Origin of the sequence: Belliella pelovolcani (assembly GCF_900156785.1) — a bacterium.
Lineage (GTDB): Bacteria > Bacteroidota > Bacteroidia > Cytophagales > Cyclobacteriaceae > Belliella > Belliella pelovolcani.
Genome location: NZ_FTOP01000003.1, coordinates 128,260 through 141,894, shown reverse-complemented (window position 1 = coordinate 141,894; position 13,635 = coordinate 128,260). Strand labels below are relative to the sequence as shown.

At 38.3% G+C, this 13,635-nt stretch carries 13 protein-coding genes; 7 read left to right on the top strand and 6 right to left on the bottom strand.

Annotation, left to right across the window (positions count from 1 at the left end):
- Positions 1–72: 72 nt before the first annotated feature.
- Entirely contained in the window at positions 73–2,847 is a 2,775-nt protein-coding gene (gene acnA, locus BW935_RS04690) for an aconitate hydratase AcnA (protein WP_076499019.1), read from the bottom strand.
- Positions 2,848–3,004: 157 nt separating this feature from the next.
- Entirely contained in the window at positions 3,005–3,583 is a 579-nt protein-coding gene (locus BW935_RS04685; RefSeq protein WP_076499018.1) for an outer membrane beta-barrel protein, read from the bottom strand.
- A gap of 255 nt (positions 3,584–3,838) precedes the next feature.
- Between BW935_RS04685 and msrA the strand changes: the two genes are divergently transcribed.
- Positions 3,839–4,939, top strand: coding sequence for a peptide-methionine (S)-S-oxide reductase MsrA (msrA, locus tag BW935_RS04680; RefSeq protein WP_076499016.1), 1,101 nt, complete (start codon positions 3,839–3,841; stop codon positions 4,937–4,939).
- A gap of 145 nt (positions 4,940–5,084) precedes the next feature.
- The gene (locus tag BW935_RS04675) at positions 5,085–5,924 is read left to right on the top strand and encodes a transglutaminase-like domain-containing protein (protein WP_076499015.1); all 840 of its coding nucleotides are present in this window, start codon (positions 5,085–5,087) and stop codon (positions 5,922–5,924) included.
- 22 nt (positions 5,925–5,946) lie between these two features.
- On the opposite strand, the gene BW935_RS04670 is transcribed toward BW935_RS04675, so the two are convergent.
- Both BW935_RS04670 and BW935_RS04665 read right to left on the bottom strand, forming a co-directional pair.
- Entirely contained in the window at positions 5,947–6,528 is a 582-nt protein-coding gene (locus BW935_RS04670) for a redoxin domain-containing protein (RefSeq protein WP_076499013.1), read from the bottom strand.
- A 51-nt stretch (positions 6,529–6,579) separates the two neighbouring features.
- The gene (locus BW935_RS04665; protein WP_076499012.1) at positions 6,580–7,209 is read right to left on the bottom strand and encodes a 4'-phosphopantetheinyl transferase family protein; all 630 of its coding nucleotides are present in this window, start codon (positions 7,207–7,209) and stop codon (positions 6,580–6,582) included.
- A gap of 38 nt (positions 7,210–7,247) precedes the next feature.
- On the opposite strand from BW935_RS04665, the gene BW935_RS04660 reads away from it, so the two are divergent.
- Genes BW935_RS04660 through BW935_RS04640 form a run of 5 tightly spaced genes read left to right on the top strand, consistent with a single transcriptional unit; the run spans position 7,248 to position 10,719 of the window.
- Positions 7,248–8,156, top strand: coding sequence for a WD40 repeat domain-containing protein (locus BW935_RS04660; RefSeq protein ID WP_076499447.1), 909 nt, complete (start codon positions 7,248–7,250; stop codon positions 8,154–8,156).
- Positions 8,157–8,160: 4 nt separating this feature from the next.
- Positions 8,161–9,036: a DivIVA domain-containing protein gene (locus tag BW935_RS04655; RefSeq protein ID WP_076499010.1), complete on the top strand. Its 876-nt coding sequence runs from the start codon at positions 8,161–8,163 to the stop codon at positions 9,034–9,036.
- Positions 9,036–9,401, top strand: coding sequence for a dihydroneopterin aldolase (gene folB, locus BW935_RS04650; RefSeq protein ID WP_076499009.1), 366 nt, complete (start codon positions 9,036–9,038; stop codon positions 9,399–9,401). Before BW935_RS04655 ends, folB begins: the two co-directional genes overlap by 1 nt.
- Positions 9,394–10,257 (top strand): ChaN family lipoprotein, encoded by an 864-nt coding sequence (locus BW935_RS04645; RefSeq protein ID WP_076499007.1) that lies wholly within the window; start codon positions 9,394–9,396, stop codon positions 10,255–10,257. The genes folB and BW935_RS04645 overlap by 8 nt, the downstream gene beginning before the upstream one ends.
- Before the next feature lie 3 nt (positions 10,258–10,260).
- On the top strand, positions 10,261–10,719 hold the full coding sequence (locus BW935_RS04640) for a DUF4268 domain-containing protein (protein WP_076499005.1): 459 nt from the start codon (positions 10,261–10,263) through the stop codon (positions 10,717–10,719).
- A gap of 110 nt (positions 10,720–10,829) precedes the next feature.
- On the opposite strand, the gene BW935_RS04635 is transcribed toward BW935_RS04640, so the two are convergent.
- Together BW935_RS04635 and BW935_RS18310 are read right to left on the bottom strand one after the other, a co-directional pair.
- Positions 10,830–11,558, bottom strand: coding sequence for a DUF6503 family protein (locus BW935_RS04635; protein ID WP_076499004.1), 729 nt, complete (start codon positions 11,556–11,558; stop codon positions 10,830–10,832).
- 37 nt (positions 11,559–11,595) lie between these two features.
- Positions 11,596–13,635 (bottom strand): MptA/MptB family glycosyltransferase, encoded by a 2,040-nt coding sequence (locus BW935_RS18310; protein WP_076499002.1) that lies wholly within the window; start codon positions 13,633–13,635, stop codon positions 11,596–11,598.

Here is a 13,635-nt window from a genome sequence, read left to right as displayed (position 1 = left end):
CCCCTAATTGAATAGAAAACTTTACTAGCCCGTTTCATTTTTGTTTTGTTGAAAATCACTTCAACATGGAGCCTATTTTTTAAGAAAATCTCTCAATACATAATGTAATATTCCTCCATTTTTGAAGTACTCAATTTCGATGGCTGAATCTAAGCGACAAACGACTTCAAAAGTTTTAGAATTTTCTTCATTCGAAATTGCTTCTACAGTCAACTTCTTGAGAGGAGACAATCCCTCAGAAATCCCTCTGATACTGAAGCTTTCCTTTCCATTGAGACCAAGGCTTTCTGCTGTATCACCTTCTACATATTGCAAAGGGAGCACACCCATACCTACCAAATTGCTCCTATGAATCCTCTCATAGCTCTCAGCCAAAACAGCCTTGATTCCTAATAAATTGGTTCCTTTGGCAGCCCAGTCTCTTGAAGAACCACTACCATATTCTTTACCTGCAAGTACTATAAGAGGTGTATGAGCTTTTCTATAGCTGACTGCGGCATCATAGACACTCATCTCTTCCCCACTCGGTATGTGGGTCGTATAGCCACCTTCTTTTGTAGCCAGTTGATTTTTAATTCGGACATTGGCAAAGGTTCCTCTAACCATGACTTCATCATTCCCCCTTCTTGATCCATAGGAATTGAAATCTTTTTTCTCGACTCCACGATTCTTCAGGTATTGACCAGCTGGACTACTTTCAGCGAAGGATCCAGCTGGAGAAATATGATCCGTAGTGATGCTATCCCCTAATTTCAAAAGTACTCTTGCATCTAAGATATCTTTGGGTTCTGTCACATTCTCAGATAGCCCTTCGAAAAATGGTGCTTCTTTGATATAGGTACTTTGATCAGACCATTGATAAATTTCATCCTTGGGCGCTTCTAGTTTTACCCACTGCTCATTCCCTTCAAAGATTTCTCCATAGCTTTTTTCAAAATCAGCTGGTGAAAGCACTTTACCCATTACCTCAAAAATCTCATCATTGCTAGGCCAAATATCCTTAAGATAAACAGGCTCTAAATTTGGATCATAACCCAGTGGTTCTTCATTTAAATCCACATCTACCCTTCCTGCCAAAGCATAAGCGACCACAAGCATAGGTGACATCAAGTAGTTCATTTTCACTTGAGGGTGAACCCTTGCTTCAAAGTTTCTATTTCCCGACAAAACCGAACTTACTACCAAATCATTCTCCTCTACGGCCTTGGCGATATGTCTCGGAAGTGGACCTGAATTTCCAATGCAAGAAGTACAACCATAACCCACTACATGAAACCTTAAAGCTTCCAAGTCATCCAAAAGCCCTGCAGTTTCCAAATAATCTGTAACTACTTTGGATCCAGGCGCTAAGGATGTCTTCACCCAAGGCTTCACATCTAACCCTCTTTCTCTTGCCTTACGAGCTACCAAGCCCGCCCCTATCATGACTGACGGATTTGATGTATTGGTACAAGAGGTAATCGCAGCAATTACGATGGAACCATCATGCAAGGCAAACTTTTCATTATTGAGTTTTACAACAACAGTCTTGAGCCCATTTTTTACCTTGGTCTCATATTCAATTTCTGCAAGGTTATTTCCTTCTCTATCTGAAGGCTGACTCCCTCCTTCTCCATACCAACGCCCCTCATCCCTTTTATCTATAGGAATGTATTTTCTTCCGTGTACCTCTTCGAGCAACTCACCGAACTTATGCTTAAACTCACGAACGAGGATTTTATCTTGTGGCCTTTTTGGACCTGAAACAGTAGGCTCTACTGTACTCAAATCCAATTCAACTACAGAGCTATATTTGATTTTGTCCTCATTTTCCCTCCAGAGCATATTGGCTTTGGTATAATCTTCCACCAATTGAATTTGATCTTTGGCTCTATTGGTTTTGCCCATGTAATCCAAGGTACGGTCATCAATGGGGAAATAGGTAACAGTACAACCAAACTCAGGAGACATATTAGAGATTGTAGCCCTATCTGGAACCGTCAAATGATCCAATCCAGACCCAAATACCTCCACAAATTTGCCAACTACTCCATGCTTACGCAGCAATTGTGTAATGGTCAGAACCATATCAGTAGCAGTAGTCCCAAGGGGAAGTTTGCCTGTCAGCTTCAATCCCACAACTTCAGGCATGATGAAATAAATCGGCTGCCCTAGAATAGCCGCCTCAGCTTCTATACCCCCTACACCCCAAGCTACTACACCTATCCCATTGACCATGGGAGTATGGGAATCAGTTCCCACAAGTGTATCTGGGAAAACATCCCCATCTCTAGCAATCACTCCTTGAGCTAAGTATTCTAAGTTCACTTGATGGCAAATCCCCATCCCTGGAGGTACCACAGAAAAATTATCAAAAGCTTTTTGAGCCCATTTTAGAAATTGGTAACGCTCTCCATTTCGCTCATATTCTACATCAACATTTTTCTGATAAGAATAATTGGTGCCAAAATAATCCACTTGCACAGAGTGATCTATGACCAAGTCAACTGGTATTAGGGGATTGATTTTTTTGGGGTCTTTGCCTTTCCTAACCGCTTCTGCTCTCAAAGATGCAATATCTACTACAGCTGGCACTCCTGTAAAATCTTGCATCAATACTCTTGCTGGCTTAAAAGGAATATCCTTGTCCGAGGGTTCTGGAGACCAACTAGCGAGTGTTTCAATATGCTCTTTAGTAATCGCAAAGTCATCATAATTTCTTAGGGCATTTTCTAAAAGAATTCTTATAGAGAATGGTAATTGATCAACTTTATACCCAGCTTCTTGTAAAGCAATTAAGCTCCAATAATTAAAGGAGCCTTTTGAAGATTTAAGTGATTTCTTAGCATTAAAAGGATCTTGTGACATAATCAGAATCGGTTTAAGTTTAAAATCTTATTATAAAAAACGGATGATTCTAAATATCGTTATTTTTTAGGGAAAAAGTGGAAAAATTTGCCAAAAAATGAATTTAAAAGCAGAAATATTGACCAAAGTCAAAACTTCTGCTTTTCTTCAAAAAGCTTTAAAATTTGATACTCATGTTCAAAGTGATCTGCTGGTATTTGAAATCTCCTTGACCTGTGAACACATTATCAATATTAATTTTTTGGTCATTGAGCTCCCTTTCATATCGGATATCTAGCCCAAGATTATTGAAATTCAACCCTATACCAAACTGATACCCCATATTGTATTTGTCATATTCAAGAGACTTGAGATCATCTTGGATGGTGTAGTGAAGGGCTGGGCCTCCAAAGAAAGAAACAACTGGACCCAGCACATTAAGCCCAACCAATAGTGGCATATCCAGTCGTTCTGTTCTCAGCTGGGTCGAGTTGATTTCCGAGTTTAACTGTGTGTATGCTAGTTCAGGTCTAACGAATAGAGGACCTACTTCGATTTTTCCAAAAAGGCCTACATTGTATCCCCAATTATTCAAAGGGTCACTCAATACAAGTTCCGCATCTCTGAAATATTTACCATTGGAATTGTAATTAAGTCCTCCTTTTATACCCCAACCTGTCTTAGACTGGGCATTGATTTCTGTGCTGAAGCATAGTACACCTAAAAGCACTAAAGTAATCTGAATTAGCTTTTTCATGGGGTGATTAGGTTAAAGCTCTTGTTTATCAGAATTTTGATAGATCAAAATCCTACCAATAAAGTCAGAATTTCTTGATCTTGCAAATCCAATCTGAATTTGGTTTTAAATCGTATTTGGGTTTGATAAGGTCAAAACGTCTCAGAGAACAATCTCAGCCCTGTGTTGTTTTAACCATTGACAAATTATGAATCACGCATATTCTAAAATCGTGCCCTTTAAATCACCAAAACACAACAACTGGTAAAAAGCATTATGAAAAATTTAAAATTCACACTTTCGCTGGTATTAATTCAGGTTTTTAGTTTCGGAATGATCGCATGCTCCCAAGCCAATAATAAGGAAGAAGCAATTGAAACCTCAACCGAAGAAATAAATTATGACGGTCCAACAGAGCTAGCAACTTTTGCTGGAGGATGCTTTTGGTGCATCGAAGCCCCTTTTGAAGGAATTCAAGGTGTGGTTTCGGTCGTATCTGGTTACGCTGGCGGAAAAGAAAAGAACCCAAGTTATGCCGACGTGAGTGCTGGCAAAACCAGTCACAAAGAAGCTGTCCAAATCACCTACAACCCAGAAGTCATCAGTTATTCAGAGTTACTGGATATCTTCTGGCAGCAATTTGACCCAACAGATGCAGGTGGCTCTTTTTATGATCGAGGCACACAATACGAGTCCGCTATTTTCTATCATAGCAGCATTCAAAAACAAGTAGCAGAAGAATCTAAAAAAAGATTAGGCAAATCAGGAAAGTTTGACAAACCGATAGTCACACCGATAATCAAATTCAGCAACTTCTACGAAGCAGAAGCCTATCATCAAGACTATTACAAAAAGAATCCTGAAGAATACCATGCTTATAGAAGAGGGTCTGGTAGGGATGCTTTCATCGCTAAGTATTGGCCAACTAATTTGGAAAATAAATATAAAAGTCCTTCCAGAGAAGAATTAAAAAAGATATTGGAACCATTGCAATATGAAGTAGCGATCAATAATGAAACTGAAATGGCCTTCAATAATAAATATAACGAAAACAAAGAGGATGGCATTTATGTGTGTATTGTTTCTGGTGCTCCGTTGTTTAGTTCAAAGGACAAATATGAATCCTATTCTGGCTGGCCAAGCTTCACAAAACCCATAGATGCAAGACTCATCGATAAGCCTTTGGATTATGAATATGGTATGGTCAGGGTTGAAGTCAGGAGCAAGTTGGGAGACTCCCATTTGGGTCACGTCTTTTTCGATGGTCCAAGACCAACTCAACTGAGATATTGTATGAATTCGGCAGCAATGCGATTTATTTCTAAAAATGACATGGAAGCCGAAGGATATGCAGATTACTTATGGCTTGTAGATTGATTTGACATTGATCATGGCATTTACGGATAGCGCACAAGAAATAAGACCCCTTGTGCGCTATTTGCTTTTAGAAAACTTCTTGAGATATTTTAAGCTAAAAAAATTAAAATCCCGTAATTTAGTAATGGCACATTGAGAAAACTTCATGGAAGAATTGACAGACAAGGAATTACATGCTTTAGTTTCTTTGCTTGATGATCAAGATCAAGAGATCAAGTCACATGTACAGGACAAAATCATCTCTTTGGGGCATGGAATTATTCCTTTTTTGGAAAAAAAATGGGAGGATAGTTTTAATCCCGAGGTACAAAAGGAAATTGAAGACCTCGTGCATCAATTACAATTCTCACAGCTCAAAGAAAGACTAAAAGACTGGGTAAACTCTCCAGATCAAGATTTACTCACTGGGCTTTGGATCATCAACACCTACCAATATCCAGATTTAGAGTTTGATAAAATCAATGCTGATATGCATCAAATTTATTTTGAAGTTTGGACAGGATTCAAAAATGACCTACTTCCTCACGAACAAATCAAAGCCATCAACCACGTGCTTTTTAGTAACTTGAGGTTTTCTGCAAATACCAAAAATTTCCATTCTCCAGGTAATAGCATGTTGAGCAATGTGCTAGAGACTAGAAAAGGCAATCCAATTAGTCTTTGCGCCATTTACCTACTTGTGTCACAGAAGCTCGGTTTGCCGATATATGGCGTAAACCTGCCCAATCTTTTTGTATTGACTTACAAATCTTCAGATGTCAATTTCTATATCAATGCGTTCAACAAAGGGCTTGTATTCAATAAGCAGGACATTCATAACTACCTAGAACATTTGAAAATCGCTCCAAGAGATGTTTTCTTTGAACCATGTAGCAATAAGGATATCGTCACCAGGATGATTCGCAATCTGATTGTTTCTTTTGAAAAACTTGGAGAAACAGGAAAAGTCGAAGAAGTAAAAGCACTATTGCAGATACTAGAATAAAAAAAGGGCTGAGGCCCTTTTTTTATTTCATCCTAATATTACAACCCACCGGCCTACTTGAACTTGGGCTTGGATTTCTTTTATTTTGTATGCTTTGGATGGCTGAGACGAGGTAACGCATGTTTGCACTTTCTGGCACTTGCGGATTATTATCTATAGCACCTCTATAAGCAATGGCGAATCCAGTTGGACTCGGCGTAATCACTACCACCTCAGGTAATTTGGTAGCTTGTAGCTGTTTAGTCACATTCTGGTTTCCATCATTTAAGATGGACAGGCCTTGTACTCTCCCTTTAAATCTTTCTTCCACCGCCTGTTTATTTTCATCGGGATCATTTCCAAAGTGTGGGTTTACAATGGCAAAAACAAAGCCATCAGCTTTAAAATTTTCATAGAGATCAATGATTCTATTTTCATAAAGCTTTGAAAATGGGCAAGATAATGTATTGAAAATCAACACCACTGCTTTAGCATCTTCATGTTTATCCAACTCAAAGTTCTGACCCGTCAAAACATCTTCTAGCATAAAATTATCTACGCGCTGTCCGTGAACAAATGATGAAGATAACAATGCAATTAAAATGAATACATAAAACCTTTTCATAGCTGGGGTGATCTAACTGTTTTACAATACATAAATATATAAACAAACTTTCTACCAAATTGTATAAGTCAGCACCATTTCACCTGACACTTCAACTTTTACTGAGTAGAAATGATCTGAAAATTCCGAATCATACACTTTACCTTGGATCACTTGATCTTCTACCCCAAAGGGTTTTAGAAGTATATTTTCCTTTAAACTGATCCCTTTTCGACCTTGACATTTATAAATTGATTCCTTGGCAGACCAAGCCATTGTATAAAGCAATGGATCACTCTTCAGAAATTCAATTTCTGAATGATCGAGAAACTTTTGGCCAAGTCTTACTACTTTTTCTCTTACGTAGTCCAAATCTATACCTACTGGCATATCCTTATGAAAAATAGCTGCAGCTATACCCTTGGTATGAGTAAGCGAAACATGTCCATAACCATCCATAGCATGAGATTTTCCATGTTCATCTTTATAAAATCCAGGATAAGGCAAAGAAATACAGTCTAAGGCTGCTTTGATAGCCAATCTTGCAGCTTTCCATTCATTTCTTTTTTCGATTTTGGAAATATTTGCCAGTGATAGCTTCTCGCGAAAACTCAAAAAATCAACCTCTTGATTACAGACTTCCTGAATATTATTTACAGCCAAGGCCGATAAAGTACTTATTTTTTCTATTTTTGTTTGCATAGCCCACTATGGGTTTTGTTTTGCATAAAACGCAATATATGTCAAAAATCCAAGTTAATAAACTTCATACACTAACAGGACACAATGATTGTATCTATGCTCTTGCAGAGGGAGCTAACCCGAGGTATTTCTATACAGGGTCTGGTGATGGAATGGTTGTCGAGTGGGACTTGGATAATCCAAAGGATGGCAAACTTATCGCCAAGCTTCCACATTCTGTCTATGCTTTAGAAGTAGATCGAGAGCGAAACCTCTTGATCATTGGTCACAATTTTGAAGGAATTCATGTGATTGATTTGAATGAAAATAAGGAGATATGGTCTCTCAAGCTCACTGATCAATCCATATTTGATATCAAATCATTGGGGACGGAAATTTACGTTGGAGCTGCAGATGGAGTAGTTATCGTGGTCGATGTAGATCAAAAAGCAGTCAAAAAGCATTTGAAATTAAGCTCAAAAAGTGCTCGGGTCATGGCATTTGACAATGATAGAAAATCTCTAGCTGTGGGTTTTAGTGATCATACCATTAAAATCATTAGTACTAAAGATTACAAAGCACTTCACAATCTAGAGTCCCATAGCAATTCTGTATTTGCTTTGGCTTATTCCCCGATAGAGGAGAAATTGATCTCTGGGGGTAGAGATGCTCACTTAAAAATCTGGAACACTAAATCTTATAACCTTTCAGATCAGGTAGTTGCGCACATGTTTGCCATCAATTACCTATCCTTCAGAGAAGATGGTAAGTATTTTGTGACTTGTAGCATGGATAAGTCCTTAAAAGTATGGGATGCAGAGAGTCATAAACTCTTGAAAGTAATAGACAAAGCCCGGCACGCTGGACATGGTACCTCTATCAATAAGGTATTGTGGAGCAGTTATGACCAATCTATCATCTCAGTCAGTGATGATAGAAGTATTTCAATTTGGAAAGTAGAATTTTAACCATATGAAGATAACAGCCTTAGAAATCCGTAAAAAATCCTTTGAGAAAAACTTCAGAGGTTATGATAAAGAAGAAGTTGATGCTTTCTTAAAAGAGCTTTCAGAAGAGTGGGAAAAGGTAAACAATGCGACAGAGGAACTTCAGAAAAAGCTAGACGACAGCATCAAGGAAGCTAATAAAATGAAAGAAGTAGAAGCTTCTCTTTTCAGGACCTTAAAGACAGCTGAAGACACTGGAGCTAGTATCATCGAAGAGGCTAATGAAGCAGCTGAGTATATCGTCAGAGAGGCACATCAAAATGCTGACGCCATGCTCAATGATGCAAAAACCAAATCTCAAAACCTGATCGAAACAGCTGAATCAAAGGCCAAGCAAATCATGGAAGAGCTCAAAAATGATGTCAGCTCATTGATACGAGGATATGAAACACTGGTTCAGCAGCGTGAATTGATCCTAAAAAATCTTAAAAGTCTATCCGATGACATCCAAGACAACATCAGTGTTTCCAATGGTAACCTTGAGAAAATCAATTTGCATGCACACTTAGAAATGGTCGAAATATTGACAAAAACTGAGGCTTTTACGATAGCTAATGTAGACAGCATTGAGCATAGTGAAATGACACTAGAAACGAAAGAGGAGTTTACAATAGAAAACGAGGAAGTTGACGTTTCAGAGATTCCAGATATTCATAGCGAAAATCAAGTCGAAACAGAAGAAGAAAGTAATATTGAAGATGTAAAATCTAAGGCACAAGAGATAGATTCAGAATTATCGCAAGAAATTGACGTGCCCCAAGAGGATTCAATACAAGAAGAGCCAGAAGAAGAAAAAAATAAAGGAAATAAAGGAACTTCATTTTTTGACGAAGTAGGTTAATGGGAAAAGTATCATTAGAAGGAATAGAATTTCACGCTTATCATGGCGTATTCTCAGAAGAGAATAAGCTAGGGAATAGGTTTACAGTAGATATCCATGTGGAGACGGATTTTAGACAAGCTATGCTTCATGATACGCTAAAGGACACTGTCGACTATGCTAAAATCTACCAGATCGCAAAGTCTCATATGCTTGAGCCAGTCAAACTTCTAGAGCATCTTGCACATCTGATGATCAAAGATATTCTGAAGACCTATCCTGACTCCAAACAAGTAGCTATCACCATCAAAAAACATAACCCTTCCATCGGAGGCGTGGTCAATTACTCCGTCATCACCGTAAACTACCCCGAAGACTATGACTAGAATATTAAGCTTACTTACTTTTTTTATATTCGCGACTAATTTCCTCAATGCACAAATATCAACGCATCAGGTATTTGACAAAGAAGGCAAGACTGCTACAATTGAACAAATCTTGGAGGCCTCCTCTTCGTCTGAACTCATATTCTTTGGGGAGCTACACAACAACTCCATTGCACACTGGCTGCAACTGCAACTTTTGAAATCTTTGCATCAGTCTAGGGCTGATTTGGTTTTAGCTGGAGAGTTTTTTGAAAGAGATGATCAACTGAATATCAACGAATGGTTTTCAGGAAAAATCACTGACAAAAATTTTGAAGCAGAGGCCAAACTCTGGAACAATTATAGCACAGATTATAAGCCTTTGATGCTTTATGCTAAGCAAAATAATATTCCATTTATAGCCTCCAATATACCAAGAAAATACGCTTCTTTAGTGAGCAGAGATGGACTGACTGCTCTGGAAGAATTATCCCAAGAAGCAAAAGCTTTCATAGCTCCATTGCCTATTGTGATTGACAAAGATCTTCCTGGCTATGTAGGTATGAAGAATATGATGCATGGATCAGGCATGAATGTAGACTACATGGTAGAAGCTCAAGCTATCAAAGACGCTACAATGGCATACTCACTTTATGATGCGGTTGAAAAGAAGCAACAAATCTATCATATCAATGGAAGCTATCACTCCAATAATTACGAAGGAATAGTATGGTATATCAAACAGATGTATCCTGAAGCAAAAATATTAACCATAGCGACAGTTGAGCAAAATGATATTAGCAACTTGGAAGACGCTTCAATAGGGATTGCTGATTTTATCTTTGTGTTGCCTTCCGATAGTCCGAAAAGTTACTAATACATGTACAGTAAAGCGGAAAAATCCAAAATTAGAAAGGATTTTTGGACAGCCTTTGGTCAATATATGAAGCCTGTTCCTTCTGCTGAAGGCACTAAGGTCAATTGGCCAAACTATAAAACAGGAGTCAAGCATCTATTTTTTAAGATGAAAGCTGAACAGGGCTTCGCTTCTATTGGTATAGAATTTACACATTCGGATATAGAACTTCAACAGCTGTTTTTCGAGCAATTGGAGGAATTTAAAAACATCCTACACTCAGAAGTTGGAGAAGCATGGGACTGGGAGCTGCATCATGTAGACGAGTTTGGGAGTATAATTTCCCGCACGCAAAAAACACTACCCAATGTCAATGTGATGAATCAAAATGATTGGCCAAAAATCATCTCTTTCCTCAAGCCCAGAATCATCGCCTTAGATGCTTTTTGGGCCAATATGAAACCGGCATTTGAGGAGCTTTAGATAGTTATTGAGTTAATTAGTTATTGGGTACACCTGGAATTAGTCTAATTTCAAAATTAAGCTAAGAAAAACAAGTTCCCACTTTAATCTATTGACTTCCAATTACATCTCTATTCCACTAACACATTTTCCAGTAAAATCTCAGAAAGCAATTCAAGTTTTCCTGATTTGTAGAAAGCTTCCATCTCTTCTAGTTTTGCGGATTTATCAGACGGTTTGTAGTTTTCATAATCTTGTAAGATCAAGCCACCAATTTCATGCCTGTTGATGGCTTTTCTGAATCGAACACCTCCACCATCGGTATGGTATGAATAGGCTAAATAATCGATCAAATGGTTTTCTTGATTGATCCAGTACAAAAACTCATCATCAAAATCCTCTCCACCACCCTCTTCGGCAAAGGTCACCTTGATTACATCATACTTGCTACCATCAATTTCAGTAGAACCGATATACGTTTTAAATACCGCTGGGTCATTGAGCCCATAAGGCAAATAAGCAAAATAGGCTACTGAATTGACAGAGTTGGTAAATGCCCGCTCTCTTTTTTCATCCAATTCTACGGCATTACCATTGACAAAACGAGTAAAACCTTCATTATTCAACACATCTTTCACCTGACCTGTACTGTCTGAAAATGCTCTGATGTATTCAAAACCAGTAGGTGATTTGAATATTTGATAAGAGCGATCTCTAAAGTCAAAACTAATCTTGGCAGACTCAAATTTCTTTCCTCCATGAGCCATTATTGATTGGTCTATCAACTTTTCGGCCTCTGTTCGTGAATCACAAGAAAAAAGCAAAAGCGCACCAAGTATGTAAAGTATATAAGTTTTCATATTTAGGGTAGATCAAGATTGCCCGAAAGTTACGCAATCAATTTGTTAATTGATAGGTAATAACTGATTTGAGAAAAAGATGATTCCCTAAGCTATCTGCAGCGAAAACCTCCTTCTTTGCAGGGAAAATCACTCCTTTGATTTGCTGAACTTCTACAGTATTTACGACTTCATGTTCCCCCCTGTTGGCTCTTTTGTAACCAATGAATTGATGGTTTTCTGGTAAAAAGAAAAGTGTAAGGACATTACCGTTTCGAAGTTCCGCTTGCACAATTTCAGCTTCTCTGTTATCAGAGAGTTGAATTTTATTCTGATAATATGCTGAGCTTATATTTGCATTCAAGCTTAGTGGAAAAGTAAAATCATGATAAAAAGACTCCAACTCTGACTTCTTGTTGGCTAGGAAGCCTTCATTGAGCACTTCATTCTGTCCCATCCAATAGCTTACTTTCAAGCCATCAAGAGTAACCCGGTGCACAAGGCTATCCTTTACCCAGTAGCTTTTAGCTTCAAAAAAAGGCTTCAGCCTAAATTCCAGATTGAATTTATCGACAGCAACCAATTCTCCCTCTTGATTAAAGTGTTGGACATCTCTGTCAACTTGTACGCGATCAACAGTCGACCAACTCCCTTTTGGATCGTGAAAATCAACAGAAGCATCAATGATAGCTTTCGCTTGCTTCTCCGGAGATGAATTGCAAGCAATTAGGAGGAATCCAGAAAACAAGAATAAACTTAAAGGGGATTTCATTTGCAGGTGATTAAGAAATGCAAATTTGCTCTTAAATCTCCACAAAATCAAAATCAACAATAAAGCATATTGGCATACTAAGAAAATGGACTGCTCATCAACTTGCTCCCTCCCATAAGCATGATATGACAAAAAGACCAACCAAGTCCAAATCAAGAAAATCCTATCCTTGACCAAAATACCCAATCCAAATGCGGGAATCAGATACCAAGGATGTATGGTAGTCTGCAATAGCAAATAGATCAAATAAACCCATACTATGCTCTTGACCAAATCTTTGATACCTCCTACTTTCACTCTAATACTGACACAAAGAACACCAATTAAGGCAATTCCATTTAAAATAGGTCCAAGCTTTTGGATCGGATTATAATCCAACCAAAACCCACTGAGCCATCTGAGTAAATAATAAATCGAAGCGTTAAACTCAAAACTACTTTGGTACAGTCGAAAGCTACTCCAGAAGTTCAGGTATGCATCTCCAAAAAACAGGGGACTCAAAAGCATCAACATCACCAATACGAGAATGACAATGACCTTCGACCTATCCTTTTTGTGAATGGACAGCAAGACCAATGGAGCATGAATCAAAGGAAGCAACTTCACGCCTACCGCAAAAAGCCAAGAATGTATGGCTGTAATCGGCTTACGCTTTCCCATGAAATAAACCATCGCAAGCAGTCCAGTCAATACCATCCCTTCAAAATGCAGATTACCCGTCAACTCCAATATCACCAAGGGATTCAAAGCATACAGCCAAAGCTTTGATTGTGGTAGCTCCCATTGGGCTAGAATCCTCGAAATCAAGAACAGGTTGAATGCTTCAAAAAGCAGTATAAATGATCTCAGCACGATAACATTAGCAAGCAAACTTTCTCCTGCTAAAGCTGACAACCAAAAAAACAACTGATGCAAAGGAGGGTAAATTGAATAATAGCGCTCAGAATTCATCTCCAAGAGCAAAGTTTCCCAATAGGGAGTCTTCTCAATCGCAAGCATGGCAAAACTCTCCGATGGAAGATACAAATATGGGTTGATTCCAAACCTGACCAGCTGTCCATCAAATACAAACCTGTAAAAATCATCGGACAAGTTGGGCATGGCGAGCAATAGCAATACTCTAAGCCCCAAGGATACAATAACAATACGACCAAAAGAAAACTGCCATGCTGCTGCTCTTGCACAAAAAATCAAGTAAACTCCAAAGCAAACTGAATAAAGACCAAATAGCTTCCAGAATTCCACTCGCTCCAATCCATAACCTAATACCAAAATGCAAGCTGCATAGGTCAAAGCCAAAAGCCAGTAAAGTGGTTTACTTTTCAA